Consider the following 26,960-nt stretch of genomic DNA (forward strand, 5'->3'; position numbering starts at 1 on the left):
CGGCTGGGTCTTCACGCGCTCTTGACGCCGGCTGCCGGGGAGCCCGTCAGGCATGCGTCAGGACATGCGGCCCTGGCGTCAGCACTCCGTCAAGACACGACGACCGGCCGACTCGCCTTCCTTAGCCTCAGCGCCATGGAACGACGCATCACCCGCACAGTGCCCGACGCCCACTCCGGCCGTCGCGGCCGCGCCCTGCCTCCCCCGGGCATGACGGCGCACGACGAGGACTGGGCCGGGGACGTGCGCTTCGCGGTCGGCTGCGCCGCCTCGCTCCTGGGGCTCCTGCTGGCAGTCGACGCGGCCGCCGGCCGGCTCACCTGGCTGCGCGTCCTGCTGTGGTCGGTCCTCGCCACGGCGCTGTGCGTGGTCCTGGCGCCACCACGGGTCTGCGCGGGCGTCGGGTGGTTCTCCTCGCGAGGCCTGCTGCGCGCCCGTACGGTGCGTACGGACCGGCTGGTCTCCGTCCGCTGGTCCGACGGCGTCTCGCAATGTCTGGTGCTCCGCGACGCCGATGGCTGCCGGGTCGAGGTCGACCCACGGGTGTTCATCGCCAACCCGGCACTGTGGCACCGGCTGGACCAGGACGCCCGCCCCAGTGTGGAGCGCGGGACGCTGCTCTGCGGGGCGACGGCAATGCGGCAGCTCGGAGAGCGTATCGACCGGCGAACGGCCCGAACGGTTTTCCAGGTCTCCGGCTTGGAGTGACGGGGATCCCGACCCGGCCGCCTCTCCACCCGGTCCCTCTGCCGTCCCGCCGCGAGGGACCCTCTACGGTGTCGCTGCAGCCACAAGGGTGGGGCGAGGGTCAATGAGGGGAGATCAGCGGATGCGGCGCGCTGGGCGTGGGTTGTTGCTCACGGGGGCTGTTCTTGCCGTCCTGGGGGTGGTGCTGGCAGCGGGCGCGCTCTGGACCGTCCGCAGCGACTACACGACGGTCACCCCCTCCGGCGGGTCGATGGAGCCCACCTACGCTCCGGGCGACCGGATTGTCATCGCGAAGGCGTCCGGCGCGCAGGTACGGCGGGGCGATGTGGTGCTCTTCGGCGTTCCGGACCGGTTCGAGGGCCGGCCGGTGCTGAAGCGCATCATCGGTCTGGGGGGCGACCATGTGGTTTTCGACGGCACACGCCTGACCGTCAACGAGGCCCCTCTCAAGGAGCCCTATCTGAAGGACGGAGAGGTCGACGGCGGGCACGGACCGTACGACGTGAAGGTACCGGCCGGGCGGATGTTCCTTCTCGGCGACCACCGTGCGAACTCCAACGACTCGCGCTACTTCGCGAGCGAGGATTCCGGGACCGTACCCGTGACGGCCGTGCGGGGCCGGGTGCTCGACGACGCCACCGCGCCGGTGCTGGGACTGGGCGTGTTGCTCGGTGTGCTTCTTGCCCTCGCGGGTGCCGTCTGTACGTTGGTCGGCTGGTTGACGCGGCGGCGCCGGCCGGTGGCACCAGCGCTGATCGCGCAGCCCCTGGCGTAACCCGTCGCGACGGGCTGCCCGGTGGGCGTGGAGACGGCCGGGCCGCGCTCAGGCCAGCTGGTTGACCAGGCTGGTGAAGGCCGCGGGGAGCCGGGTCGCGGTCGGGACGATGCGGCGGGCCAGTCGCGGGTGCTGCCGGGCCCGGAGCAGCAATTCGGTGAGCAGGCGGTGTCGCCGGGAGACCTTGCGCCACGCCAGTTCGTACGCCTGCGGGCGGTCGTCCCGGACGCAGCGCACCAGTTGAGCTGCTCCGGCGAGGGCCAGCGAGACTCCTTCACCGGTCAGGGCATCGATGTATCCGGCGGCGTCCCCCACCAGCAGGACCCGCCCTGCCACACGGGCGCCGACCCGCTGGCGCAGCGGTCCTGCTCCGCGCACCGGAGTGGTGGCGCTCGCGGGCAGATGACGGGCCAGGAGGGGAAAGCGGGCCAAGTGGCCGTCGAACGGGCCGCGTTCCGTGGTCAGAACGGCGACGCCGACCAGGCGTGGGCCCAGCGGCGTGACATAGGCCTCGGCCCGTGGTGACCAGTGCACCTCGACGCAGTCCGTCCAGGGCTCGATCGCGAAGTGGCGGCGCAGCCCGAACCTCGGGGGGTGCGGGTCGGGCAGGTCCAGGCCGAACTGGCGTCTGATCGGTGAGTGCAGGCCGTCGGCGGCGGCCAGGTAGCGGGCGGTGACGCCCGCCGCGCACACGCTGTCGGCGTTCTGCCGGACGCTGCCCGACCGCACGGGGATCACCCGCACGCCGAGTTCCGCGGCGCGACGGGCCAGGGCGGTGTGCAGTTCGGTGCGGCGGACACCGCGACCGGGGCCGGGTGCGAAGACGGCTTCTGCCCGGTGGCGGTCGTCGAGGTAGCGGATCCCGCGCAGCGGGTGACCGGCGACGCTGACGCCGAGTCCGGCCAGGGCGCGCACGGCGCCCGGCATGAGCCCCTCGCCGCAGGCCTTGTCGATCGGGGTGGGGCGCGGTTCGGCGACCACTGCTTCGAGACCGGCCTCGGCGGCGTGGATCGCGGTGGCGAGGCCGGCGGGTCCGCCGCCGACGACCAGCAGGTCGATCACGGCGCCGCCGGGGCGGCCCCGGCCAGGGCGGAGTTCTCGCACCGTACGCGGGTCGCGAGGAGCGGCAGGTTGAGCAGGGTGAAGGCGGTCGCGGTGAGCCAGTTGGTGTGGACGAGTGGCAGGGCGACGCCCTCGACGATCACGGCGACGTAGTTGGGGTGGCTCAGCCATCGGTACGGTCCGGCGGTGACGAGCGGCAGGTCCGGCACCACGATGACGCGCGTGTTCCAGCGCGGCCCCAGCGCGGTGATGCACCACCAGCGCAGACCCTGAGCGCCCAGGGCCAGAGCGAGCATCGGCCAGCCGAGTGCGGGCAGGAAGGGGCGGCCCCCGAGCCAGGTCTCACCCAGGCAGCCGGCCAGCAGGCCGGTGTGGAGGGCGACCATGACGGGGTAGTGGCCCTGCCCGTACTCCGCTGCGCCGTGGCGTCGGCTCCAGGCGGCGTTGCGCCGGGCGGTGACGAGTTCGGCGAGGCGCTCGACGGCAACCAGAAGGACGAGGACGGTGTAAGGGATCACGGGGCGGCTACCAGCGGAGCAGGACGAGTTCGGTGCAGAAGCCGGGCCCCATCGCGAGGAGGAGCCCGGGCGTTCCCGGCGGTGGTGCGCTCAGCGCCAGGGTGTCCCGGAGGACATGCAGGACGGAGGCGGAGGACAGATTGCCGATCTCGGCCAGCGAGCGCCAGGTCAGTTCCAGTGCACGGGCGGGCAGGTCCAGTGTCTCGCGTACGGCTTCGAGTACCTGGGGGCCGCCCGGGTGACAGACCCAGGCCGTCACGTCCTGCGTCTTGAGGTCGTGGTCGGCGAGGAAGGACTCCACCTCGTCGCCCAGGGTCTCGCGTACCAGATTCGGGAGGTCGGCACCGAGGACGATCCGGAAACCCTGGTCGCCGATGTCCCAGCCCAGCGTGCGCTCGGTGCCGGGGTAGAGGCTGCTGCGGGTCGCGACCACCACGGGCCCGGGCTGTTCCTGACGGTGCGGGTGGTCCCGGCCGACCGCGAGGACCGCAGCCGCGCCGTCACCGAACAGTGCGCCCGCCACCAGGTTCGGCACGGATGTGTCGGTACGTTGCAGGGTCAGCGAACAGAGTTCGACGGAGAGCAGCAGCGCGACCTGACCGGGGTGGCCTTCGAGGTAGTCATGGAGCCGGGCGAGGCCGGCGGCCCCGGCCACGCAGCCGAGCCCGAAGATCGGTACGCGTTTCACATCGGGCCGCAACCCGATCCGTCCGGCGAGCCGCGCCTCCAGGGAGGGTGCGGCGATGCCGGTGACGGAGGTGGAGATGACCAGGTCGATGTCGCCCGGGTCCAGGCCCGACCGGTCCAGGGCGCCGCGTACGGCCTGTTCCCCGAGCTCCAGGGCGACATCGATGAACGCGTCGTTGGCCTCGCCGAAGCCACTCAGCGCGGCGTACCGCTCCAGCGGCAGAGCCAGATGGCGGCCGCGTACGGTGGCGGACCGGTGCAGGCGTTCCAGCACGCCGCGGTCGGCGCCCGGTGGCAGGCACATGTCGGCGAAGGCGTCGGTGATCTCGGACTGCTCGTAACGGTGCCGCGGGAGCACACCATGGATCGCGATGATGCGCGTCATCCCGTCACCATAGGTGCGGGAGAGATGTTTTGATCGAACATCATGAATCAGACTTTTCGGTCGGCAGTGCGGGTGGGTGCCCCCGGCCTCGGCCGTGGTGCCGCGGCGCTCCTCCTGTCGGCCCACCCGGCCCCCGCGCTGGCCGTGACCGCCCTGATCACCGCCCTGGCCGTCGCGGCGGGGCGCGACGCGTTCGGCAGCTGCCTGGTCGCCCTGGCCGTGCTCACCGGACAGCTCTCCGTCGGCTGGAGCAACGACCGTATCGACCTCGCGCGGGACACGGCGGCGCACCGGCGTGACAAGCCACTCGTGGCGGGCGAGGTGCATGTGCGTACCGTGGCGGCCGCGGCGTGTGTTGCGCTCGTACTGTGCGCTCCCCTGTCCCTCGCGAACGGCGCGGCGGCGGGCGCCGCACATCTGATCGGGGTGGCCGCCGCATGGTCGTACAACCTCGGCGTGAAACGGACGCGGTGGTCATGGCTGCCCTACGCGGTGGCCTTCGGACTTCTGCCCGCTTTCCTCACCCTCGCGCTGCCGGGACGCCCCTGGCCCGCCGTCTGGGTGGTGGCCGCGGGCGCCCTCCTCGGGGTGGGTGCGCACTTCACCAACGTCCTCCCGGACATCGATGCCGACCTGGCCGCGGGCGTCCGGGGCCTGCCCCAGCGTCTGGGCCGGCGCCGGTCCCGTACCGTCGCGGCACTCACGCTGCTGGCGGCCTCGGGCGTCCTCGTTCTCGGCCCGCCCGGACCGCCGGACGCCATGGGCTGGACCGGTCTCGCGGTGACCGGGACGCTGGCCGTCGTCCTGTGCCTCCCTCTGGGCACCTCCCCCGACAGCCGTCTGCCCTTCCTGGCCACGCTCGGCCTGGCCGGGGCCGACATTGCGCTGCTGGTCGCGCGTGGCACGGCTCTGGGCTGACCCCGTGGCGCCACCGGCTCCCGTGCCCCGCCCGGCTTCTCGACTAGATTGGCCTCCGGCGAGCGTCACCGGCACCGACGGGGAGAGTCACGCATGTCGCGGTATCACGAGATGAAGTTCCGGGCCGTCACAGCGTTCCAGCGGCGGATCGGCAATCCGATGGTCCGGCAGCTGCCGCATCAGACACTTCTGGAAACCACGGGACGCACCTCCGGACTCCCCCGCCGGACGCCGGTCGGCGGACGTCGCGTCGGCAACGAGTTCTGGCTGGTCTCGGAGTACGGCGAGAAGTCGCAGTACGTACGCAACATCCAGGCCGACCCGCGGGTCAGGGTCCGGATCAAGGGACGCTGGCATGCCGGGACCGCCCACCTGGTTCCGCAGGACGACGCCCGGGCACGGCTCAAGACGTTGCCGCGCCTCAACAGCGCCGCGGTCCGGGCGGTCGGCACGAACCTGCTGACCGTACGGGTCGATCTCACCGGCTGACCGGGCCGGCCCCGGTCAGCCACGCCTTCGGCCTACCAGCGGTGGTGGATCTCCGCGCGGATCCGGCGGTCGTAGAGGTCCCGTACCGCGTCCAGGGTGCTCTGCGGCAGCGGCGGCAGCGCTGCGGCCGCCGCGTTGGCACGGGCCTGCTCCACGGAGCGTGCGCCGGGGATGACGCTGGTGACCCCGGGCTGCTGGATGATCCAGCGCAGCGCGGTCTGGGCCGGTGTCGCGCCTTCCGGTGCGAGTTCGGCGAACTCGGCGGCCGCGGCCACCCCGGTCCCGTACTCGATGCCGGAGAAGGTCTCACCCTGGTCGAAGGCCTCGCCGTGGCGGTTGTACGAGCGGTGGTCCTCGGGGGCGAAGACGGTGTCCTTGGTGTACTTCCCGGAGAGCAGTCCGGAGGCGAGCGGGACCCGCGCGATGATGCCCACACCCGCCGCCCGGGCAGCCGGGAGCACTTCGTCGAGCGGCTTGAGACGGAACGGGTTGAGGATGATCTGGACGCTCGCGACGCCGGGGCGGGCAAGGGCGGTGAGCGCCTCGGCGCACGTCTCGACGCTCACCGCGTAGGCGGCGATCCGCTGCTCGGCGACGAGGGCGTCGAGCGCGTCGTAGACCTCGTCCGAGGAGTAGACGACGGTGGGCGGGCAGTGCAGCTGCACGAGGTCGAGCGTGTCGACGCCGAGGTTGGCCCGCGAGCGGTCGTTCCAGGCACGGAAGTTGTCGAGGACGTAGTTCTCGGGAATCTGGTCGGCGCGCCGCCCCATCTTGGTGGCGACGAACACACCGGCGTCCGGGCGGCCCTTCAGATAGCGGCCGATGAGCTGTTCGCTGCGGCCGTCCCCGTACACGTCCGCCGTGTCGAAGAAGGTGACGCCCGACTCGACCGCCGCGTCCAGGACGCCGAAGGCGTCCGCCTCCTGCACCTCGCCCCAGTCGCCGCCGAGCTGCCAGGTGCCCTGTCCGACGACGGACACGTCCCGTCCGGTCCTGCCGAGTGTGCGCTGTTGCATGGGGATCATGCTACGCCGGTACGCATGGGCCGCCGGGGACGGCAGAGCGCATGACCCACCCGAACGCCCGCTCCGGCCGAACACCGGTTCGCCGAAAGGCCATTGGCCGCCTCGCACGGCATGCCGGTAAAGTGATGTGCCGGGCGATGCCCACGGAGCGAGGAGTTCTTGCCCTGAACGGACACCTGCTGGCCGTCAGCGACCTGCACGTCGCGTACGCCGACAACCGTGACATCCTCTCGTCCCTGCGCCCCGGCACCGACGCCGACTGGCTCATCGTCGCAGGTGACGTCGGCGAGAAGGTCGCCGATATCGAGCGGGCACTGACCCTGCTCAGCGAGCGTTTCGCGAAGGTGGTCTGGGTCCCCGGTAACCACGAGCTGTGGACCCACCCGAGCGACCCCGTGCGGCTGCGGGGCGAGGCGCGCTACCTCCACCTGGTGGACCTCTGCCGAAGCCTGGGCGTCCTCACCCCCGAGGACCCCTATCCGGTATGGCAGGACGCGGACGGGCCGGTGACCGTCGCACCCCTCTTCCTGCTGTACGACTACACGTTCCTCGCCCCCGGCGCGACCACCCGGGACGAGTCCCTGGCCCTCGCCCACAGGGCCGGGATCGTCTGCGCCGACGAGCACTTCCTCCACCCCGACCCGTATCCGACGCGCGACGACTGGTGCCGGGCGCGGGTACGGGAGACCGAGCTGCGGCTGGCCGGCATCCCCGAGGACCACCGCACGGTCCTGGTGAACCACTACCCGCTGGTGCGTGAACCGACGGACGTGCTGCGGTACCCGGAATTCGCGCAGTGGTGCGGGACGGAGCTCACCCGGGACTGGCACCGCCGCTTCCGTGCCGCGGCCGTGATCTACGGGCATCTGCACATCCCGCGGGTGACCCATTACGACGGGGTGCGGTTCGAGGAGGTGTCGATCGGCTACCCGCGCGAGTGGCGGGCCCGCCCGCCGCGCGAGCCGCTGCGGACGGTCCGGCTGTCGCCACGGCCGTCCGGCAACACCCCCTGAAGCCGACACCCCGTCGGCTCTCCTGCGCCGCCGCCGGTAAGGGCGAATCGGCGTGGCCATCGGCGCACACCGTTCGTTCAACTTTTGTTCTCAACAGGCCCTGACTCAGCGCCTGTTGCACACCTATTGACGTGTCCGAATCAAGAGAGAAGTATCTTCCGCAGCCTGAGAGCGCTCTCAGGCTGCGCGTCGTGCACCCGCACCACGACTCAGGAGACAAACCCCCATGGACGCACCCCCCGTACTCCGCAGGCCTGCCCTTTCATCGGACAGACGACGTACCGGTGTGCTCGCCGTCGTCGCCGGTCTCGTCATCTCGCTGTTGACGTTCGTCCCCGCGGCCACCGCGAGCGCGGCGCCGTCGCTGCTCTCCCAGGGCAGAACCGTGACGTCCTCCAGCGAGGAGAACGCCGGCACCCCCGCCACCTCCGCCGTGGACGGCAACGACGGCACCCGATGGTCCAGCGCCTTCTCCGACCCGCAGTGGATCAAGGTCGATCTGGGCGCCTCCGCCTCGGTCTCCCAGATCGTGCTGAAGTGGGAGGCGGCCTACGCCAACGGCTACCGGATCGAGTTCTCCACGGACAACAACACGTGGACCACCGCCTACTCCACCACCACCGGCCCCGGCGGCACAGAGACCCTGAACGTTTCCGGCACCGCTCGCTACGTCCGGCTGACCGGCACCGCCCGGGCCACCCCGTACGGCTACTCGCTCTGGGAGTTCCAGGTGTTCGGCACCACCGGCGACCAGGGCGGCCCGCAGATTCCCGGCGGCGGCGACCTCGGACCCCATGTACTGGTCTTCGACCCGTCGACGCCCGGCATCCAGGCCAAGGTCGACGAGATCTTCAAGCAGCAGGAGTCCGCGCAGTTCGGCAGCGGCCGCTATGCGCTGCTGTTCAAGCCGGGCACGTACAACAACATCAACGCGCAGCTCGGCTTCTACACCTCCATCGCTGGGCTCGGCCTCAAGCCGGACGACACGACCTTCAACGGTGACGTAACTGTCGACGCCGGCTGGTTCAACGGGAACGCCACGCAGAACTTCTGGCGTTCGGCGGAGAATCTGGCACTCAACCCGGTGAACGGTACGGACCGTTGGGCCGTGTCTCAGGCCGCGCCGTTCCGGCGGATGCACGTCAAGGGCGGGCTCAATCTGGCACCTGACGGCTACGGCTGGGCCAGCGGCGGCTACATCGCCGACAGCGAGATCGACGGCCAGGTCGGCCCGTACTCCCAGCAGCAGTGGTACACCCGCGACAGCTCGGTCGGGGGCTGGACCAACGGCGTCTGGAACATGACGTTCTCCGGAGTCGAGGGCGCACCCGCGCAGAGCTTCCCCGACCCTCCGTACACCACGCTCGACAGCACCCCGGTCTCCCGTGAGAAGCCGTTCCTCTACCTGGACGGCTCCGAATACAAGGTCTTCGTCCCGGCCAAGCGCACCAACGCACGCGGCGTCTCGTGGAGCGGTACGCCGCAGGGCGAGTCCATCCCGCTGAGCCAGTTCTACGTCGTCAAGCCCGGCGCCACCGCTCAGACCATCAACGCCGCGGTGCAGCAGGGCCTGCACCTGCTGTTCACGCCCGGCGTGTACCACGTGGACCAGACCATCAACATCGACCGGGCCAACACGGTCGTCCTCGGACTGGGGCTCGCGACGATCATCCCGGACAACGGCGTGACAGCGATCAAGGTCGGCGACGTGGACGGTGTGAAGCTCGCCGGTCTCCTGATCGACGCCGGTCCGCAGAACTCCTCGGTGCTGCTCCAGGTGGGCCCCGAGGGCGCCTCGGCCGACCACTCGGCGAATCCGACCACCGTTCAGGACGTGTTCATCCGGATCGGCGGCGCGGGCGCCGGCAAGGCCACCACCAGCATGGTCATCAACAATGACGACACCATCGTCGACCACACCTGGATCTGGCGCGCGGACCACGGCGACGGGGTCGGCTGGGAGACCAACCGGGCCGACTACGGGCTCCGGGTCAACGGTGACGACGTCCTCGCCACGGGCCTCTTCGTCGAGCACTTCAACAAGTACGACGTGGAGTGGACCGGCGAAAACGGCAGGACGATCTTCTTCCAGAACGAGAAGGCGTATGACGTACCGAACCAGGCCGCCGTCCAGAACGGCACCATCAAGGGGTACGCCGCCTACAAGGTCGCTGACTCGGTCAACAACCACGAGGGCTGGGGCATGGGCAGCTACTGCTACTTCAATGTGGACCCGACGATCCGTCAGGACCACGGCTTCCAGGCCCCGGTGAAGCCCGGGGTGAAGTTCCACGATCTGCTGGTGGTGTCCCTGGGCGGCCAGGGACAGTACGAGCACGTGATCAACAGCACCGGTTCGCCGACGTCCGGCACCTCGACCGTTCCGTCGACGGTGGTGTCCTTCCCCTGAGGGGCGGTCCGGCCAGGACCTGGTGAGGTGAACGCATGACGTGGGGCCCGGCAGTGACTGCCGGGCCCCACAAACGGGAAGGCTCGCTCTCCTACGAGCTCCGGATCGCGTTCACCAGGCCGGCGACGAGGTTCGCCCGCTCGGCCATGGCGTCGATCACCAGGTATTCGTGGTCGGCGTGCGCACCGCCGCCGACCGCTCCCAGGCCGTCGAGTGTCGGCACCCCAAGAGCGGCCGTGAAGTTGCCGTCGCTTCCGCCGCCGACCGCCTTGCCTTCGAGGTCGGGAAGCAGCAGCTTCGCCACCGCGAAGAGCTCGGCCGAGGCCGACTCCGGCATCGGGGGCCGGCCGATGACTCCCTGGACCGAGATCTCCGCCCCGTCGAGGTGCGGGGCGAGAGCCGCGAACGCGGATTCGATGCGCTCCTTCTCGTCGGCTGTCTCGACACGGACGTCGACGACAACGGTCGCCTCGGCGGGCACGACGTTGTCCAGGGTGCCTGCCGACGCGACGGTCGGGGTACAGGCTCACCCACAGCTTCGTGGTGCCGTGGGCCCGCTCGACCAGCTCCCGGCGGGACGGCGGGGGAACACCGCGGCTACGAGGTCGAGGTGGCCGGAAGGTCCGGCCGTTCTCCCACCCGCTCCGACGCCGTTCGCAGCGTCAGCACCATGGTGAGCCCGCCCCCGGGCGTGTCCTCGGCGGTCAGCGTGCCGCCCATCGCCTCGGTGAAGCCCCGGGCCACCGCGAGGCCGAGGCCCACCCCCGCGCCGCGCGGGGCGTCACCGTAGCGCTGGAACGGCTCGAAGACTCGGCCCTTGGCCTCGTCCGGTATCCCGGGGCCGAGGTCCACGACCCGCAGTTCCACCCGGTCGGCCATGGCGCTGGCCGACACCAGCACCGGTCTGCCCGCGGGGCTGTACTTGACGGCGTTCTCCACGACGTTGGCGACCGCCCGTTCCAGGAGCCCCTTGTCGACGGCGACCATCGGCAGATCCTCCGGGATGTCGAGCGCCGCGCTGCCCTCGGCTACTCCGACCAGGGCCATCGGCACCACTTCGTCGAGGTCGATCTCGCGGATCAGCGGGGTGACGGTGCCGGTCTGCAGCCGCGACATGTCGAGGAGGTTGCCGACGAGGTGATCCAGGCGGTCGGCACCCGCTTCGATGCCTTCGAGGAGTTCGGCCCGGTCCTGCTCCGACCATTCGACGTCGTCGGAGCGCAGCGAGGTGACGGATGCCTTGATGCCCGCGAGGGGGGTCCGCAGGTCGTGGCTGACGGCGGCGAGCAGGGCGGTACGGATGCGGTTGCCCTCGGCCAGTCCGCGGGCCCGCTGGGCTTCGTCCTGGAGGCGTTGGCGGTCGAGGACAACAGCTGCCTGCGCGGCGAACGCCGCCAGCACCCTCCGGTCCTCGGCGGGCAGCACCCGGCCGGAGAGCGCGAGCGCCATGTCGTCGCCCACGGGCATGTCCACATGGGCCTGTTCGGGACGACCGACCGGCCTCGGGCCGACGCTGCCCGCACAGGTCCATGGGGCGACCTCGTTCTCCCGCTCCAGCAGCGCCACGGACTCCATCGAGAACGTCTCCCTGACCCGTTCCAGCAGGGCGTCCAGCGTCGTTTCGCCCCGCAGGATGCTGCCCGCCAGGAAGGAGAGGATCTCGGACTCGGCGCGCAACCGGGCCGCCTGATGGGTACGGCGGGCCGCGAGGTCCACGACGGAGGCGACGGAGACGGCCACGCCGACAAAGATCGCGATGGCCACGATGTTCTGCGGATCGGCGACGGTCAGGGTGTGGACGGGCGGGGTGAAGTACCAGTTGAGCAGGAGGGAGCCGAAGACCGCGGAGGCGAGCGCGGGCCGGAGTCCGCCGAGCAGTGCGGCGCTGACTGTCAGCGACAGATACAGCAGCATGTCGTTGGCCAGGCCCACCTCGGGAGCGAGGCTGTTGAGGAGAACGGTGAGCAGGGCCGGTCCGGCCACCCCGGTCAGCCAGCCCCAGATGATCCGGGAGCGGCCGAGCCGGCTGCTCCTGGTCATGGGCAGTCCGCGGCCCTTGCCCATGGCGTCGTGGGTGACCAGGTGCACGTCGAGGTCGGGGCCGGAGTCCCGGGCGACCGTACCGCTGACGCCGGGCCCGAACACGTACTGCCAGGGCTTGCGGCGGGACACCCCGAGAACCACCTGGGTCGCGTTGACGCCGCGCGCGAACTCCAGCAGCGCGGACGGGACCTTCTCCCCTATGACGTGGTGGAAGGTGCCGCCCAGGTCCTCGACAAGGGTGCGCTGGACGGTGAGTTCCTTCGGCGACGCTGAGGTGAGGCCGTCGCTGCGGGCGATGTACACGGCCATCAGTTCGCCACCCGCGCCCTTCTCCGCCAGCCGGGCCGCGCGGCGGATCAGGGTGCGGCCCTCCGGGCCGCCGGTGAGGCCGACGACGATGCGTTCGCGCGAGCCCCAGATCTTCGAGACCCGGTGTTCGGACCGGTACTCCTGGAGGTATTCGTCGACCCGGTCCGCGGTCCACAGCAACGCCAGCTCACGCAGGGCGGTGAGGTTCCCGGGGCGGAAGTAGTTGGAGAGTGCCGCGTCGACCTTGTCGGCCTTGTAGATGTTGCCGTGCGCCATCCTGCGGCGCAGCGCCTGGGGTGACATGTCGACCAGCTCGATCTGGTCGGCGTGCCGGACGAATTCGTCGGGGACGGTCTCGCGCTGCCGCACTCCCGTTATCGACTCGACGACGTCGCCCAGCGACTCCAGATGCTGGATGTTGACGTTCGAGACGACGTCGATGCCGGCCTGGAGGAGCTCCTCGATGTCCTGCCAGCGCTTGGCGTTGCGCGAGCCCGGGATGTTGGTGTGGGCCAGCTCGTCGACGAGGGCCACGGCAGGCCGACGGGCGAGGACGGCGTCGACGTCCATCTCGGTGAAGACGGCGCCGCGGTAGTCCACCTCCTTGCGCGGCATCTGCTCCAGTCCGTGCAGCATCACTTCGGTGCGCGGCCTGCTGTGGTGCTCGACGAACGCGACGACGCAGTCCGTACCGCGCTCGACCCGCCGATGGCCCTCCGAGAGCATCGCGTAGGTCTTGCCCACGCCCGGAGCGGCGCCGAGGTAGATCCGAAGCTTCCCGCGTCCCATGTGTCCCGCCCGATTCCTAGGGCTCGAAGCGGTACCCCATGCCCGGCTCCGTGATCAGGTACCGGGGATGGGAGGGGTCCGATTCGAGTTTTCGCCTCAACTGGGCCATGTAGACCCGCAGATAGTTGGTCTTGTTGCTGTAGGTCAGGCCCCAGACCTCCTCGAGCAGCTGCCGCTGGGTGATGAGCCGCCCCGGGTTGCTGATCAGGAACTCCAGCAGATGCCATTCGGTCGGGGTCAGCCGCACGTCGCGGTCGCCGCGGACGGCTTTCCTGGCAACCAGGTCGACGGTGAAGTCGGCGGTCGTAACGGCCTCCCGCTCGCCCAGGTGCGGTGCTGATCCGGTCCGGCGGACGGCGGCCCGGAGCCGGGCCAGCAGCTCGTCCATGCTGAATGGCTTGGTGATGTAGTCGTCGGCGCCGGCATCGAGCGCCACGATCATCTCCTGGGACCCGCGCCGGGCCGAGAGCACAATGATCGGAAACCGGGCCCAGCGGCGTACGTCTCTGATCACCTCGACACCGTCCATGTCGGGCAGCCCCAGGTCGAGCAGGATCACGTCCGGCCGGCGTTCGGCGGCGAGACCGAGGGCGGTCGTCCCGTCGGGCGCGGTGTCCACTTCATATGCGCGCGCCTGCATGTTGATCACGAGAGCCCGTACGAGCTGGGGATCGTCCTCCACCACCAGCACCCGTGTCATCGGCGGCCGGTCGCGGCACCGGCCGATGAGTACGCAGACCGTGCTGCGTGCCCTGCCATGGATTCCTCCTCGATGAGCCTGGGCGAGTCATGGGGCCCTGGTGCGGGGAGGCGGGCCGGGGCATGACTGCGACGCTATGCCCAGTGACCAGGGGATCCGTCCTCCCTTGACGCGATACTGACGGTCATCGGGGGTCCACTGACGGGATACTGACGCGTCGGCGGCCTCAGAACCGCCGGTCGCGCTCGCCCCCGGCCGTCAGGCGCGTGACGATGTGCTGGATACTCGCTCCTCGTCGTACGTGCTCGTCGCGACGTACCTGTTCCTCAACGTCGTCCTGGCCTCCTCCGCCTGGCAGATCCTCACCCACCCGGTCAGGATCGGCGACTGGACGGACGCCATGGCCCTCGAGCACTCCTCACCGCTGGCCATGATCGGTGTCGCGCTGCTCGTCTTCCCGAAACTCGCGCTGGGCATGTCCGGATTCGAGACCGGTGTCGCCGTGATGCCCCAGGTGCGCGGGGACGCGACGGACACCTACGCGAAGCCCGCGGGCCGGATCCGCGGCACCCGCAAGCTGCTCACCACCGCCGCCGTGATCATGAGTTGCTTCCTGCTGCTGTCCAGCCTCGCCACCACGATCCTGATCCCGCAGGACGAGTTCAAGAGCGGCGGCGCGGCCAACGGCCGCGCGCTCATGCTGTCGGCGTCCTTTCCTGAAGGACTTCATCCAGGACTCCTCGGACTTCACCGCCGCGGTGGCCGTGCACGGAGACGAGAAGCACGGGGTACGCCGGCTGCGCATGGAGAGCGCGGTGGTGCCCAACACCATCGCCGCTGTGCTGATGGAGCTGCGCAACCGCACCGGCGAGGTCCCGCACGCCTACTTCAACTGGACCGAGGGCCATCCGGTCAGCCATCTGCTGCGCTTCCTCGTGTTCGGCGAGGGCGAGGTCGCGCCGGTCACCCGCGAGGTGCTGCGCCGGGCGGAGCCGGACCCGGCACGCCGGCCCGGCATCCACGTCGGCTGACCGGGCCGGCCGTCCGCCCCGTTCGGCGGCGGCCGGCCCGGGCCGTCTCAGCCGGCCGCCGGCCGACCCGCCGTGTCGAGTGCGGCGCCCGCCTGGTCGGCCAGCGTCACGGCCACCAGGCGGGCCTGCAGCGTCGGTACGCTTCCCGGCATGGGGTCGAGCATGTACCTGCCGACGTAGTGGCCCTGCCCACTGGCCCGCAACTCGATCTCGCCCTCGGGCCACCCGCAGCGCTCGACGTCCCAGCGCCTGCGGCCGACGGACACCCTGCCGTCCTGCTCCAGCCGCGGTGGCCGCCCCAGCAGGGTTCCGTACTCGAACCGGCAGCCCCGCAACTGCAGCAGCTCCACGAGTTCACCCCGCACATGGGCGACGACTGCGTCGGCGGAGGTCGTGCCCTGCGCCAGCTCGGCGGTGTCATGGATACGGGCGAGATGGCCCGCATCGGTCACGGCGATCACCTCGAGCCGCCGTACCCGGGCGGCCAGCTGCGAAACGATCAGACCGACGATCAGGAGCAGCACAGCCGTCTCGATGGATGTCGTCGCTGCCATTGATGGTGAACCGCTGATACGGCCGGGTGAGGAAGAAGTCGAACCAGACAGCGGCGGACAGCGCCGCCACCGCGCCCGCGACCCGGTTGCCGAACGCGGCCACCGCGACGACGACCACGACGAGGACGAGGGCGGCATTGGTCCTCGACAGGTCCGTACGGAACGGCACGAGTGCCAGCGCGACCAGCAGCGGCCCCACCAGCGCAGTCCCGAGTGCGAGCCGGTCCCGGAGCGGTTGGCCGGTCATGTGTCACCTCCTACGCCCTCCGTATCACGGGCCGCCGGTGGCCGCTCGGCGAGATCTTCATGGAGGCTGTACGCACTTCGGGCAGTGATGATCACTCGTCCGACCGGGCCACGCCACGCACCGGGCGTCCGCCCCCGGTCGAGCTCGGTCCGGGTACGAGAACCGACTCGCGCGACACTCCGATACGCACCGCACCCCGCTGCTCACGCCGCGCCACCGGCGAAGGCCCTGGCCACCGCATCCACGCCGGGCGCCGGTGCGCCTCCGCTCGTCCCGACGGCCGACACCGCACATGATGAGAACGAGGGCATGACGCGAATGGGACGTCGCCCCGACGGTTCACTCCTGACATTGGAGGTGACATGGACATCGACACCACGATGGGCGACGAGGTCTACCAGCCGGACGGCTCGGAGGTGCAGGACGACGCCGGCCTGCTCGACGTGGAGGACACTCTCGACGACCGAGCCGGTGCGGATCCGCTCGATGCAGGCTATTCGCCTCCCGAGCGGCCGTGGGCCGTGGAACACCACGGTGTCACGGCGGCCGAGCAGCACGAAGGGGAAACCCTCGACCAGCGCCTCAGCGAGGAGGAGCCGGATCTCCTCGTGCCCGACGGAGACGAGATCGGGGATGTGCTGGACACCGACGGCGAGGTCCGTGACGACGAGGTCGGCGGTCTGCGCGCCGGTCGGCTCGTCGCGCCCGACGAGGGCGCTCACGAAGACGACGAGAAAGACATGATCGCGTTCGACATCGGCATCGACGGCGCGGCAGCCTCGGCCGAGGAAGCGGCGATGCACGTGGTCCCCGCCCCCGAAGGTCCGTAGACCCGCCCCGCACCGCCGGCCGCCCCGTTCCAGGGGATGCGGGCCGATGGCGCAGGACAGGTCAGCTGTCACCAGGACGACTTGGTCACCCCCGGGAGGAAGACGGCGTGTGCCTGTTCCCGCACACGTACGCGCGAAAGCCGGAACTTCGGCAGGTGGCCGCGCGGACGTCCGTCCACACTCTCCCGGTTGCACATCCGGGTGGCACTGGCAGTGCGCGGCTGACGCTCCAACTCCCGAAGCCTTGGCCTTCAGACTTTCACTCCGCGTGCCCGGATACGGGCCACTGCCACCTCGATGCCGATCCCATCGATGGTCTTGATCGCCTTGGCGCTGAGCGCGAGGCAACCATTCCGGCCGGCCCTCGCTCGGCAGCCAGTACCGCTTGCGGAGGGGCGTTCCCGGTCCGCCTGTACCCGTAGCCGACCTGACTGCGGGTCAGCGACGGGCCCGCTCCCGATCGTGCCGTCGGGCCCGGAGTCCTGAGGGCCGGGTGTTGGTCGGCGCCGGGCTCAGGCCAGTCTCAAGTCGATGAAGCGCACGCTGTCACCCGGCAGCAGGTATCTCTCGACTTCGACAAATCCGTGCGCCTGCGCGAACCGCAGCCCGTCCGGATTCGACTCCAGCACCACTGTCTCAATGACGTCGGCTCCGAGCTTTCGCGCCTGCGACAGCCCTCGTGCGTAGAGTGCTCCGCCGAACCCCTGTCGCCGATGAGCCGGGAGCACTCTGGCGATCACCGTGGCCACCGGTGCTTCGCCCGTGGGCGGGCGCAGGGTCGAGCAGCCGACAAGGACGTCGCCCAGATACGCAACCTCCAGCCGGTTGCGTTCGACGCGCTCACGTACCTCGTCGAGAGACAGGGCGGCCGTGGGGATGATCGCGTTATGGACGTACTGCCAGTCAAGAAGCACGGCATCGCCGGTCACCTGCTCGATGCGTAGATCAGTCATCGCAGCAGGAGACCGCGCACATTGTCGGGCCGTCAACTGCAATAGCCACCGGCGCGTCATGGCGTCAGCCGGTCGGGCTTCCTTCCGCCGCGGCGAGGGAGAGGAGTGCGGCCCGGCCGATGAGATCGGTCCCTGTCGCCGGCACGGTGCAGGCATGGGCTCCGGCGATCGCGCCGTAGAGGCCGCACCGCTGTGGCGACTCGCCTGACAGCCGGCCGAACAGATACCCCGCCACGAACGCGTCGCCGGCGCCGTTGGAGTCCACCACCGGCGCGGGCGGTGTGACCGCCGGAATGTGGGTCAGCTCGCCGTCGAGCAGTTGATACGCCCCCTCGGCTCCCGCTGTGGCGACGACCGCTCGGGCTCGGCCGCGTTCGGCGATCTGCCGCATGGTCTTCTCCGGGTCCACCAGGGCGGCAGTGGACAGGAAGACCAGGTCGGCCTCATAGGCGAATGCTTCGTGGTACGCCTCGGCGCCGTCCCAGTTGTGCAGGTCGGTCGAGACGGTCACACCTGCCTCACGCAGCGTGGGCAGGGCGAACGCGCAGGGATAGGTGATGGAGACATGGGCGTGGCGGCTGACCGCCGCGAGGGCGCCCACCGTTTCCGGGGGCAGCCGGTCCGACTCCTGGGAGCGGCTGTTGTCGTACAACGAGAGCCGCCGCCCGTCGGGGCCGACGAGATTCACCGCGCGCTTGGTGCCTGCGGGCAGGGGGACCTCGGTGAGCGCGATGCCCCGGTCGCGGTGCAGCGCGCGGATCAGGTTGCCCGCGTCGTCATCGCCGATCATGTCGATGTGATGCGTGCGCAACCCCAGAGCGTGTACCCCGAGCGCCACGAAGTCGCCGGTCTGTCCCGCCCGCGTTTCGATGGCAGGCACCATGTAGCTGTCGGCGTACGGAAGAGGCAGCTGGGGGACGTACACGATGGTGTCCACGCCGGCACCCCCCAGCACGAGGACGTCGGTCTCGGTACTCAACGGCACTCCTCCGGTTCTTGAACTCCGGGTGCAGCGTATCGGCGGGAGCACCGCACCGAAGGGTACGGCCGCTGCCCGGTCATTCCCTTCGGCCCGGCGCTCGTGGACAGCGGTTGCCGGCAGACGGTCGTGTCCCCTTGTCGCCGATCAGGCCTTCTGGTTGACTCCGCCCGCCGGATCGCCAACCCACGGGCGGAGGACGCCACATGGAGATCACCCGCAGACGTCTTCTGGCCGCGCTGTCGGCCGCCGGTCTCCTGACGGTGATCCCCATCCGGCCGGCGGCCGCCGACGACGTCGCCGCGGGCAGCACCCGCCTGCTGGCCAACACGGTCGCGGTCTTCGCCGGGACCACCGAGTCCAACTCCCGCCCCGAGACGGCTGCCAAGCTCGCCGCCGTGGAGAAGGCGGCGCGGGCGAATCTCAAGGCGATGGACGCGGCGGGCCCGGGCGAGCTGTTCGCCGGTCTGGTCCTCGGCAGTAACGAGGCCGGCCTCAACACCGCCTTCCAGCACCTGTACGAGATCGCTCTTGCCACCTGCACACCCCCGGGCGGCACTCCGTCGGACCTGTACGGCGACACCCTCGCGCAGCGCCGCGTGCTCGACGGCCTCGGCTGGCTGCACGACCACTACTACGGCGACCAGTCCAAGGGGTACTACGGCAACTGGTTCTACTGGGAAATCGGTCTCGCGCAGTACATCAGCAAGACCCTCGTGCTCCTGGCAGACGAAGTGCGGGCCTACCGCCCCGACCTCGTACAGACCTACGTCGCCTCGATGGACGCCTACCTCCGCAACGGCATCGGCGGCGACGTGAATCTCGATTCGCGCTTCCACACCGGCGCCAACCTCGCCGACATCACGACCAACCGCATCCTTCAGGGCGCGCTCCTCGGCGACGAGACCCGCATCCGCAAGGCCCTCACCGACCAGTTGACGGTATTCGCCACCATCGACCCGTACCACCTCAACCACGGTGTCACGGACGGGGATTACGCCGACGGATCCTTCATCCAGCACGCCTCCGTCGCCTACACCGGCTCGTACGGAAAGGGCCTGCTGACCCGCGTCGTACAGACCCTCAAGATCCTCGACGGTACGGGTTTCGCGCACGGCGAGGTACTCGTACCGACGGTGCGGAGCTGGGTGCAGAACGGCTTCGCGCCGCTGATCTTCGAGGGCTGGATGATGGAGATCGTCAAGGGGCGGGCGGTGTCACGGACGGACAGCGGCTACACCGATGTCGCCGTGGTCGTCGAGGCCGTGGTCGACCTCTCCTCGCTCGCGAGCGGCGCCGATGCCGCCGCTCTCAAGAGCTATGTCAAGCACATCCGGTCGGCCTCGCGCGGCACGCTCGACCCGGGGCGCTTCGTCTCCCCGGTCAGCGTCGTGCGTTACGCCGACATCATCGGCGACGCCTCCGTACCGGCCGAGGACCTCAATGCCGCCTCGCGCAGCGTCGCCTTCAACGCCATGGACAGGAATGTGCACCGCAGGCCCGGTTACGCCTTCGCGCTCGCCCGCAGCTCGGACCGGATCAGCAAGTACGAGTACATGAACGGCGAGAACCTCATGCCGTGGTTCCAGGGCGACGGGGCGTACTACCTCTACCTCTCCGGGCAGGACCAGTCGCAGGCGTACGGCGTCGACTACTTCGCCACGGTCTCGCCGTACGGTCTCGCCGGCGTCACCGCGCCGGTGGAGCAACGGCGGACCGTCCCCGACCTGTACGGGAAGCCGTACTACGACAACCCCGGCCACCCGCTGAACTTCACCTCGTCGTCCGAGTCGCAGAACACGTACGTCTACTTCCCCCGTGGCACCGATCAGCTCTCCGGCGGCGCCGTTCTGGGGGCGTACGCCGCGGCCGCCATGGTGCAGTCCAGCGATGTCGCCGACCGCGACAAGCACCTTCTGCCGGAGGATTTCGTGGTCTACCGCAATGCGGCAGCGACGAAATCGTGGTTCCTGCTCGACGAGGAGATCGTGGTGCTTGCCGCGGGGGTCGGCGATCCTGCCGGGCGGGCCGTGACCACGACCGTCGATGCCCGCACCGCCTCACCGGGCGACCAGGTCTCTCTCACCGGAATGCTCCGCGACGGCCGTCCGTGGACCGGCGCGGGCACCGGTGACCTGCACTGGCTGCGCTACGTCAACACCACGCAACGCACTGCGGTCGGCTACGTCTTCCTCGACACCCCGCAGGTCCGGGTCTCCCTGGACGAGGTCACCCGCAGCCGCCGGGTCGTCCGCACCTCGAACCCGGACATCGCCGTCACGCGCGCCGTCCTCGGCATCACGGTCGACCAGGCTCCCGGAGCGGAACCCGTTTGCATGGCCTACGCGTTGGTGCCGAACGCGGGCGGGAAGCAGTTGGCGTCGTACCCGAACGGTCCGCTGAAGGTCCTGGCCAACACCCCGCACCTGCAGGCCATATCCCACACCGGTCTCGGTCTGAGGGCGGCCCATACGTTCACGCCCGGCCGGCACGAGGTCGCGGGCCTGCGCATCGAAGGACCGGCCTCACTGATCGTGCAGAGCCGCGGGTACCGGGGCCCGACCACCGTCGCCGTGTCCGACCCGACGATGGGCCGGGACACAGTCAGTGTCCTGCTCCGGGGCAGGTCGCTGCGGAAGGTGTCGTCGGACGACGGGGTACGCGTGAGCCCGGTCCGCGGAGGAACCCGCGTCGACGTCCACACCCGCCACGCGTACGGCCGCAGCTTCACGGTCACGCTGCGCGACTGAGGACTCCCGGTCGCGGCATTGTCATCCTTTTGACGACATTTTGCTTGTCATCGTTTGGATGACGTGTGACAACGGGAATCAGGTGAAGCGCATTGACAGGTTTCACCGAATACGACGCGGGAGTTCCGACCCTGCGCGTGCCGATCGCCGGACGCGCCGAGCCCCGCAAGATCACGATTGGTGGAGAGACAGCGCGCAAGGAGATCAGCGGCTGAGCCGGATTCCGCCCGCACAGGCAGCGGAGGACGGAGCGGATCTCCCCCTCCCCCTCGGCCCCGTCCTCCGCGTTTCGAAAAGGGGACAGCTGCGGTGACCCTGCGAACGGAAGCGTTCCTTGACCGCGTCCAGGAACGCGGCAACTACGAAACCCAGCAGGAAGCGGAACGGGCAGCCCGCGTCGTGCCGGCGCTCCTGGGCGCGCACCTGGTGGGCGAGGAGCGGGCCGAGCTCGCCGCCCGTTTCCCGGAGACCTATGCCCTCATCCTCCTCAGTCCGCTGCAGGCCGCCGAGCCCCTCTCCCCCGAACGGTTCGTGCGCGCCACCGCGGCCTGGATCGAGGGAGCCACCGAGAAGACCGCGAAGTGGGACGTCGGCGCCGTGCTCACCCGCAGCGTCCTGCTGCAGCTACCGGTGGGTTTCGACCTTCTCTTCGGGCGTTCCCTGTCGACGTGACCACCGCCGGGACGCTATGCGGCATCCGGGAGTCGTTCGATTGCGACCATGGCCGCATCGTCACCCAGGCACCCGCCTGCGTGCCGGAGGAGGTCGGCACGCACGTACTCCAGCAGGGATTCCGCACCGTCCCCGCGTCGGGACGCAACCCGCTCGACCAGCGGGTAGAAGCGTCCTGACCGGTCACGGGACTCGATGACGCCATCGGTGTACAGGAGCAGGACATCGCCGGTGCCGAAGGCGAACGTCTCCGCGGTGAATGCGGGGGCGAGCAACTGCGCAAGCCCGAGAGGCGGAGCGGGCTCACGTACTTCGAGGGAAAGCACCTCGCCCGCACGGAGCAGCAACGGCGGTGGGTGACCGCAGCTGACAAGGCGAAGTTCACAACCGGCATCGGGGATGTCGAGCACGGCCGCAGTGACAAAGGCTTCCGCACTGTAATCGTCCGCCCCCTTGATCGTGCAGTTGCGGTCCACGGTCACCCCGTCCTCCAGGTGCCCCACCAGGTCGGGCAGCCGTGCTTCCTTGTGTGCCAGAGCCCGGAATGCGCCCAGTACACCGGCGGCTTCACCGATCGCGTCGAGTCCCTTGCCGCGCGCATCGCCGACGATCACGCGGGTGCCGTCTGCGGTGCGGGCGAGCGCGTAAAGATCACCGCCCAGCTGCGCCTCCGCCTCTGCGGCCAGGTAGACCGAGGCGATGCGCAGGGGACCGACGCGACCGGGCAAGGGCTGCATCAGCACGTGCTGTGCCGTCTCCGCCACCGAGCGGAGCTGCGTCATCTCCTGCTCGTGCCGTTCCCTCAGATGGGCAAACAACGTGACAAAGGCAGAGATCAGACAGAGGGCAATGATCTGGTAGGTGTGATTGAGGTCGTTGATGCTGGTGCGGGCGATGGCCACCACGGACTGAGCCAGCACGGCAACCGCGCCCACGAAGGCGGTCATGCGGGGGCCCGCGAATGACGACGTCACAGCGGGCGCTGCCACGAGAAACGGACCCAGGTGAACGTCCGGCGGTGCGCTGACGTCCACCACGGTGACGGCGGCGATCAGGGCGAAAGGCATCGTCACGAGGGCCTTCGAGTGCCGCCGGGTCACGTGGAGCGAGTGCAGGAGCCGCTGCGAGTGCATAATTCCGGAATACCTCACGCCGTGTGGGACCGCCCTCCCGGCGCACGCAGTTGCGGATGCGGCCGCCGCTGCCGCAGCTCGTATGAGACGCAGTCGCGACGTGAGGTCGTCGAGCACGGCGTCGCTGACGTGGATCGGCGTCGGTTCGCCAGCGTGTGCAGCACCGACAGCGTCGTGAAACTCAGCTTCTCGACCGACGGAAGTCGGATGAAGATCCCTGCGAACTTCTCCACGACGGTGGCGAAGTCGTCGACGTCGAGACTGTCGTCCTCAGAGCTCCTCGGCATCATGAGGAAAACGTATCGCCAATTTAATTAAATTGCTTATGTATCCTCTCCCGCGGCGGCCCCGGGCCGTGGCTGCAGATCCGGCCGACTGCACCCAAGTCCCTGGCCCGCCACAGGCGCTGCCAGTAGGCTCACCGCCCATGCCCGACATGGACGAACAGGGTCGCCCGGAACCTCCCCTTGCGGCCGACGAGACCGGTACCCTCCTGGGTTTCCTGGAGTTCCACCGCGCGACCCTGACGTGGAAGTGCGCCGGACTGGACACGGCCGGCCTCAGGTCGACCGTCGGCGCGTCATCGCTGACCCTTGGCGGGATGCTCAAGCACCTGGCTTTCGTCGAGGACTACTGGTGCTCCCGTTGGCTGCACGGGCGGGACCCGGAGCCGCCGTGGGACACGGTGGACTGGAAGGCCGACCCCGACTGGGACTGGCACTCAGCCGCCGAGGACACTCCCGAGCAGCTTCATACGCTCTGGCAGGACACCGTGGCCCGCTCCCGCACGCTGGTCACGCAGGCCCTGGCCGACGGCGGCCTGGAGCGACTGGCCCGGCGTACCTGGCCCGACGGTCGCGCGCCCAGCCTGCGATGGATCCTGGTCCATCTGATCGAGGAGTACGCGCGCCACAACGGGCATGCCGACCTCCTCCGGGAGTCGGTGGACGGGCGCACCGGGGAGTAGCCACCGAGGGACAGCGCGTATCCCTGCGAGCCCGGCTTCACGATCCGGGCAACGGCCCCCCGCCGTCGCCTCTCCTTGCGACACGCGTTGCGCTCGCTCCGTCTCTCGTGTCCCTTCCTGTCCCGCAGCCGGTTCAGAACTTCTGCGCGCCTGCCGTGATGGCCTCGCGGATGCGGTTGTAGGTGCCGCAGCGGCAGATGTTGCGTATCTCGTCGAGGTCGGCTTCGTCGATCTCGCGTCTCTCCTCCCGGGCACGCCGGACCTTGGCCACGGCGGTCATGATCTGGCCGGGCTGGCAGTAGCCGCACTGCGCCACGTCGTACTCCAGCCATGCCTCCTGCATCGGGTGCAGGTCCCGGTCGACCGTGGCGGGCAGGCCCTCGATGGTGGTCACCTCGTCGGCGGGGCCCAGATCCTTGACCGGGACGCTGCAGGGGTTGAACGCCTTGCCGTTGATGTGGCTGGTGCACGCCTGGCAGACGCCGAGCCCACAGCCGTACTTCGGTCCGGTGACGCCCAGGACGTCGCGGAGCACCCAGAGCAGCCGGACGTCGTCCTCGATGTCGACGGTCACCGGTTTGCCGTTGAGGATGAAGGTGTGTTGCGGCACGGGAGCTCCTGGTCGTCTAGAAGGTGCGGTCGAGGCCGTCGGTCGGCGAGGCGGGGATCGGCGGGATCGTGGGCAGCGGCTCGAAGCCGAGGGGCTCGCCGTGGTTGATGGGAAAGGTCGTGGGCATGGTGCCCGTGGCCCGGCCGTAGGCGCAGGCCACGGCCGCCATCGCGCCGGCGACCGCGAGCTCCCCCGCACCACCCGGCTTGCCGGTGGTCGGTGGCATGACGACGATCTCCAGCTCGGGCGGGGTGTTCCACTGCCGGGTGTAGAAGTAGTTGTCCCAACTCCCCTCCAGGAAATGCCCGTTCTGGAGGTGGAGGCCCGCGGTGAGAGTGATGGCGATGCCGTCGATGATGCCGCCCATCATCTGGGCCTCCAGGCCACGCGGATTGACGGCGAGGCCGACGTCGACAGCGCAGACGACCTTGGTGACACGAGGGCCGGTGCAGGCGTCGCGAACCTTCCGCCCGGTCGTCTCCGGCCGGCAGTCGATCTCGGCGAGGACAGCGACGACACCGTGGTATTCAGGGTGCACCGCGATCCCCTGCGCCGTGCCGGCAGGCATGGAACGGCCCCACCGGCCCACCTCTGCGACCTTGTCGAGGACGGCCCTGGCCCGCTCGTCCTTGAGGCACTGACGCCGGAACGCGTGGGCGTCCTTGCCCATCCGCTTCGCCAGTTCATCCACGACGAGCTCCTGCGCGCAGCGGACGTTGGGCGAGTAGATGTTGCGCATGGAGCCGGTGTTGAAGCGCTTGTCGGTCTCGGCGAGAAGCTGGGTGGTGACCCCGAAGTGGTACGGACTCTGCTGCGTCAGCGCGAAGATGGTCTCGGAGAACGTCAGGTCACCGACCGGCAGTTGGGCCGCCTCGGAGGTGATGATCTCGCCCAGGCCATGGCCGAAGTCGGTGGCCACGGACGTGTGCCGCTGCTCGTACGTCAGGACCTCGCCGAGCGCGTACGTGGCCCGCACCCGCGAGGTGGACATCGGATGCGTGCGGCCTTGGCGGAAGTCATCGGTCCGGTGCCACATCAGCCTCACCGGCTTGCCCATGGCCCGGGAGATCTCGGCGGCCTCACGGGCGCCGTCATGGAAGAGTTTGCGACCGAACGAGCCGCCGCCCTCCGTGACATGGACCGTGACGGCGGTGGGCGGCAGACCGAGCTGGAGAGCGATCTGTTCCTGAGCGGCGATCGGTGACTTCAGGCTCGCCCAGATCACGGCGGAGTCCGCTCGTACGTCTGCGACGGCGCAGTTGGTCTCCAGGGCGCCGTTGCTCGCGAAGTGGAAGGTGAACCGTGCGTCGACGGCCTTGGTGAGGAGGGGCAGCGGTGGCACGACAAGGGGTAGTTCCGCTGTCCGCAGTTCTTTGAGGACGGTCGTGTCGGAGGCACCTTCGGCGGTACCGGGCCCCCAGGTGACCTTCAGGGCGCGGACCCCATCGATGCACTGCCCGAACGTGCGGCCGCGCACGGCGACGCCGGTGGAGATCCGCGCGACGTCGGTGATGCCCGGCATGGCCCGGACCTCGTCCAGGTTCTCCACCGAGCGGACTGTGCCGTTGATCGTCGGCGGCCTGCACACCATCGTGGGCAGGGCGCCGGGCACCTGCACGTCCATCGCGAACTTCTTGCGGCCCGTCACCGCCGCCAGAGCGTCGATGCGCCGCTGCGCCGTTCCGATGACCTTGAACTGCGAGGGTTCCTTGAGCGTGACCTCGACCTGGGCGTCCGCGAGGGCCGCCGCCTTCACCGCCAGTTCGCCGTACGTGATGCTCGCCCCGGTCCCAGAGGTGATGACGCCGGCCTTCGCCGTAAGGGTGCCGATCGCTTCACCCAGCTCCAGCGCCGCGGCCTTCAGCAACTGCCCCCGTGCAACGGCCGCGGCCACCCGGATCGGGGTGAAGGTGGAGACGGTGGTGTTCGAGCCGCCGGTGAGCTGGTTGAACAGCAGCTCCGGCCGGGCGTCGGCCAGCGTCACCGATATCTTCTCCAGCGGCAGGTCCAGCTCCTCGGCTATCAGCATCGCGGAGGACGTGGTGATGCCCTGCCCGACCTCCGCCCGAGGCAGGGCGAAGGAGGCCGTGCCGTCGGCATGGATCCGGATCGTGATCAGATTCGACGTGGGCAGTGCGGCGTGGGTCAGCATGTCGTTGAGGTCGTATATCTCGGACGGCCCCGGCACCGAGGGAACCACGGCGGCGGCCCGCGACGGCGCCAGCACCACCTCGCCCAGCTGGGCGGCGACGGTGAGCGTCGATCCCGCCACGACGTATCCCAGGAACCGCCGTCTGCTCACCGCGGCTGTCCCACGGCCGAAGTCATCGCCCGGGTTCTCGTCCCGCAGACGCTTCTCCACATCCATCGGCTGTCCTCTCGTGGAGTCGGATTCGGACCGGC

24 protein-coding genes and 5 pseudogenes are annotated in these 26,960 nt (G+C 69.8%); 12 read left to right on the top strand and 17 right to left on the bottom strand.

From position 1 onward, the window contains the following. Positions 1–135: 135 nt before the first annotated feature. Together ABZV38_RS19110 and lepB are read left to right on the top strand one after the other, a co-directional pair. Complete coding sequence (locus ABZV38_RS19110; RefSeq protein ID WP_356328416.1) at positions 136–708, top strand: hypothetical protein; 573 nt, start codon at positions 136–138, stop codon at positions 706–708. A gap of 121 nt (positions 709–829) precedes the next feature. Further along, positions 830–1,483 (top strand): signal peptidase I, encoded by a 654-nt coding sequence (gene lepB, locus ABZV38_RS19115; protein WP_356328418.1) that lies wholly within the window; start codon positions 830–832, stop codon positions 1,481–1,483. A gap of 48 nt (positions 1,484–1,531) precedes the next feature. On the opposite strand, the gene ABZV38_RS19120 is transcribed toward lepB, so the two are convergent. The 3 genes from ABZV38_RS19120 to ABZV38_RS19130 are packed head-to-tail and all read right to left on the bottom strand — an operon-like array spanning position 1,532 to position 4,135. Continuing rightward, on the bottom strand, positions 1,532–2,545 hold the full coding sequence (locus ABZV38_RS19120; RefSeq protein ID WP_356328499.1) for an NAD(P)/FAD-dependent oxidoreductase: 1,014 nt from the start codon (positions 2,543–2,545) through the stop codon (positions 1,532–1,534). Beyond that, on the bottom strand, positions 2,542–3,063 hold the full coding sequence (locus ABZV38_RS19125) for an isoprenylcysteine carboxylmethyltransferase family protein (RefSeq protein ID WP_356328419.1): 522 nt from the start codon (positions 3,061–3,063) through the stop codon (positions 2,542–2,544). The genes ABZV38_RS19120 and ABZV38_RS19125 overlap by 4 nt, the downstream gene beginning before the upstream one ends. 7 nt (positions 3,064–3,070) lie before the next feature. Next, a complete protein-coding gene (locus ABZV38_RS19130; RefSeq protein WP_356328420.1) occupies positions 3,071–4,135 on the bottom strand; it encodes a 3-oxoacyl-[acyl-carrier-protein] synthase III C-terminal domain-containing protein in 1,065 nt (354 codons plus the stop codon). Positions 4,136–4,177: 42 nt separating this feature from the next. Between ABZV38_RS19130 and ABZV38_RS19135 the strand changes: the two genes are divergently transcribed. Continuing rightward, the gene (locus tag ABZV38_RS19135) at positions 4,178–5,053 is read left to right on the top strand and encodes a UbiA family prenyltransferase (RefSeq protein ID WP_356328421.1); all 876 of its coding nucleotides are present in this window, start codon (positions 4,178–4,180) and stop codon (positions 5,051–5,053) included. A 93-nt stretch (positions 5,054–5,146) separates the two neighbouring features. After that, entirely contained in the window at positions 5,147–5,542 is a 396-nt protein-coding gene (locus ABZV38_RS19140) for a nitroreductase family deazaflavin-dependent oxidoreductase (RefSeq protein ID WP_356328423.1), read from the top strand. Positions 5,543–5,574: 32 nt separating this feature from the next. On the opposite strand, the gene ABZV38_RS19145 is transcribed toward ABZV38_RS19140, so the two are convergent. Further along, on the bottom strand, positions 5,575–6,567 hold the full coding sequence (locus ABZV38_RS19145) for an aldo/keto reductase (RefSeq protein ID WP_356328424.1): 993 nt from the start codon (positions 6,565–6,567) through the stop codon (positions 5,575–5,577). A gap of 137 nt (positions 6,568–6,704) precedes the next feature. Here ABZV38_RS19145 and ABZV38_RS19150 point away from each other — a divergent pair, with 137 nt between their 5' ends. Then, positions 6,705–7,580, top strand: coding sequence for a metallophosphoesterase (locus ABZV38_RS19150; RefSeq protein WP_356328426.1), 876 nt, complete (start codon positions 6,705–6,707; stop codon positions 7,578–7,580). A gap of 226 nt (positions 7,581–7,806) precedes the next feature. Next, complete coding sequence (locus ABZV38_RS19155) at positions 7,807–9,990, top strand: discoidin domain-containing protein (protein ID WP_356328427.1); 2,184 nt, start codon at positions 7,807–7,809, stop codon at positions 9,988–9,990. Between the two features lie 91 nt (positions 9,991–10,081). Here the strand turns inward: ABZV38_RS19155 and ABZV38_RS19160 are convergent. From ABZV38_RS19160 to ABZV38_RS19170, 3 genes and pseudogenes are all read right to left on the bottom strand, one after another. Further along, positions 10,082–10,510: pseudogene (locus ABZV38_RS19160) on the bottom strand (M20/M25/M40 family metallo-hydrolase); the annotation flags it as partial. Between the two features lie 77 nt (positions 10,511–10,587). After that, positions 10,588–13,131 carry a sensor histidine kinase KdpD gene (locus ABZV38_RS19165; protein ID WP_356328429.1) on the bottom strand — a complete coding sequence of 848 codons (2,544 nt, stop codon included), beginning with the start codon at positions 13,129–13,131 and terminating at the stop codon, positions 10,588–10,590. Between the two features lie 16 nt (positions 13,132–13,147). Continuing rightward, entirely contained in the window at positions 13,148–13,831 is a 684-nt protein-coding gene (locus ABZV38_RS19170; RefSeq protein ID WP_356328431.1) for a response regulator, read from the bottom strand. Between the two features lie 304 nt (positions 13,832–14,135). On the opposite strand from ABZV38_RS19170, the pseudogene ABZV38_RS19175 reads away from it, so the two are divergent. Next, positions 14,136–14,862: pseudogene (locus ABZV38_RS19175) on the top strand (hypothetical protein); the annotation flags it as partial. A gap of 47 nt (positions 14,863–14,909) precedes the next feature. Here the strand turns inward: ABZV38_RS19175 and ABZV38_RS19180 are convergent. Further along, positions 14,910–15,314: a hypothetical protein gene (locus ABZV38_RS19180; protein WP_356328433.1), complete on the bottom strand. Its 405-nt coding sequence runs from the start codon at positions 15,312–15,314 to the stop codon at positions 14,910–14,912. Continuing rightward, a complete protein-coding gene (locus ABZV38_RS19185; protein ID WP_356328435.1) occupies positions 15,280–15,663 on the bottom strand; it encodes a DUF4118 domain-containing protein in 384 nt (127 codons plus the stop codon). Before ABZV38_RS19185 ends, ABZV38_RS19180 begins: the two co-directional genes overlap by 35 nt. Before the next feature lie 362 nt (positions 15,664–16,025). Here ABZV38_RS19185 and ABZV38_RS19190 point away from each other — a divergent pair, with 362 nt between their 5' ends. After that, positions 16,026–16,493, top strand: coding sequence for a DUF5709 domain-containing protein (locus ABZV38_RS19190; protein WP_356328436.1), 468 nt, complete (start codon positions 16,026–16,028; stop codon positions 16,491–16,493). A gap of 68 nt (positions 16,494–16,561) precedes the next feature. Here the strand turns inward: ABZV38_RS19190 and ABZV38_RS19195 are convergent. The 4 genes and pseudogenes from ABZV38_RS19195 to ABZV38_RS19210 form a co-directional block, all read right to left on the bottom strand. Beyond that, positions 16,562–16,735, bottom strand: a pseudogene (locus tag ABZV38_RS19195) (30S ribosomal protein S14); the annotation flags it as partial. A gap of 9 nt (positions 16,736–16,744) precedes the next feature. Then, a pseudogene (locus ABZV38_RS19200) lies at positions 16,745–16,883 on the bottom strand (50S ribosomal protein L28); the annotation flags it as partial. 122 nt (positions 16,884–17,005) lie between these two features. Continuing rightward, complete coding sequence (locus tag ABZV38_RS19205; RefSeq protein ID WP_356328438.1) at positions 17,006–17,446, bottom strand: GNAT family N-acetyltransferase; 441 nt, start codon at positions 17,444–17,446, stop codon at positions 17,006–17,008. 64 nt (positions 17,447–17,510) lie between these two features. Continuing rightward, positions 17,511–18,425 carry an adenosine kinase gene (locus tag ABZV38_RS19210; protein WP_356328439.1) on the bottom strand — a complete coding sequence of 305 codons (915 nt, stop codon included), beginning with the start codon at positions 18,423–18,425 and terminating at the stop codon, positions 17,511–17,513. A gap of 206 nt (positions 18,426–18,631) precedes the next feature. On the opposite strand from ABZV38_RS19210, the gene ABZV38_RS19215 reads away from it, so the two are divergent. From ABZV38_RS19215 to ABZV38_RS19225, 3 genes and pseudogenes are all read left to right on the top strand, one after another. Then, positions 18,632–21,175, top strand: a complete 2,544-nt coding sequence (locus ABZV38_RS19215; protein ID WP_356328441.1) for a polysaccharide lyase family 8 super-sandwich domain-containing protein — start codon at positions 18,632–18,634, stop codon at positions 21,173–21,175. Positions 21,176–21,282: 107 nt separating this feature from the next. Next, a pseudogene (locus ABZV38_RS19220) lies at positions 21,283–21,390 on the top strand (Hsp20/alpha crystallin family protein); the annotation flags it as partial. A gap of 94 nt (positions 21,391–21,484) precedes the next feature. After that, positions 21,485–21,847, top strand: a complete 363-nt coding sequence (locus ABZV38_RS19225; RefSeq protein WP_356328443.1) for a DUF2267 domain-containing protein — start codon at positions 21,485–21,487, stop codon at positions 21,845–21,847. A 14-nt stretch (positions 21,848–21,861) separates the two neighbouring features. Here the strand turns inward: ABZV38_RS19225 and ABZV38_RS19230 are convergent, their stop codons facing one another. Continuing rightward, positions 21,862–22,980: a PP2C family protein-serine/threonine phosphatase gene (locus ABZV38_RS19230; protein ID WP_356328445.1), complete on the bottom strand. Its 1,119-nt coding sequence runs from the start codon at positions 22,978–22,980 to the stop codon at positions 21,862–21,864. Positions 22,981–22,994: 14 nt separating this feature from the next. After that, on the bottom strand, positions 22,995–23,270 hold the full coding sequence (locus tag ABZV38_RS19235) for a hypothetical protein (RefSeq protein ID WP_356328447.1): 276 nt from the start codon (positions 23,268–23,270) through the stop codon (positions 22,995–22,997). Between the two features lie 137 nt (positions 23,271–23,407). On the opposite strand from ABZV38_RS19235, the gene ABZV38_RS19240 reads away from it, so the two are divergent. Continuing rightward, positions 23,408–23,947, top strand: coding sequence for a DinB family protein (locus ABZV38_RS19240; protein WP_356328448.1), 540 nt, complete (start codon positions 23,408–23,410; stop codon positions 23,945–23,947). A 133-nt stretch (positions 23,948–24,080) separates the two neighbouring features. Here ABZV38_RS19240 and ABZV38_RS19245 read toward each other — a convergent pair whose 3' ends face one another. Both ABZV38_RS19245 and ABZV38_RS19250 read right to left on the bottom strand, forming a co-directional pair. Beyond that, a complete protein-coding gene (locus ABZV38_RS19245; RefSeq protein WP_356328451.1) occupies positions 24,081–24,557 on the bottom strand; it encodes a (2Fe-2S)-binding protein in 477 nt (158 codons plus the stop codon). Positions 24,558–24,573: 16 nt separating this feature from the next. Next, complete coding sequence (locus tag ABZV38_RS19250) at positions 24,574–26,925, bottom strand: molybdopterin cofactor-binding domain-containing protein (RefSeq protein WP_356328453.1); 2,352 nt, start codon at positions 26,923–26,925, stop codon at positions 24,574–24,576. Positions 26,926–26,960: the final 35 nt, after the last annotated feature.

This window comes from Streptomyces sp. NPDC005181 (assembly GCF_040608395.1).
Taxonomy (GTDB): Bacteria; Actinomycetota; Actinomycetes; order Streptomycetales; family Streptomycetaceae; genus Streptomyces.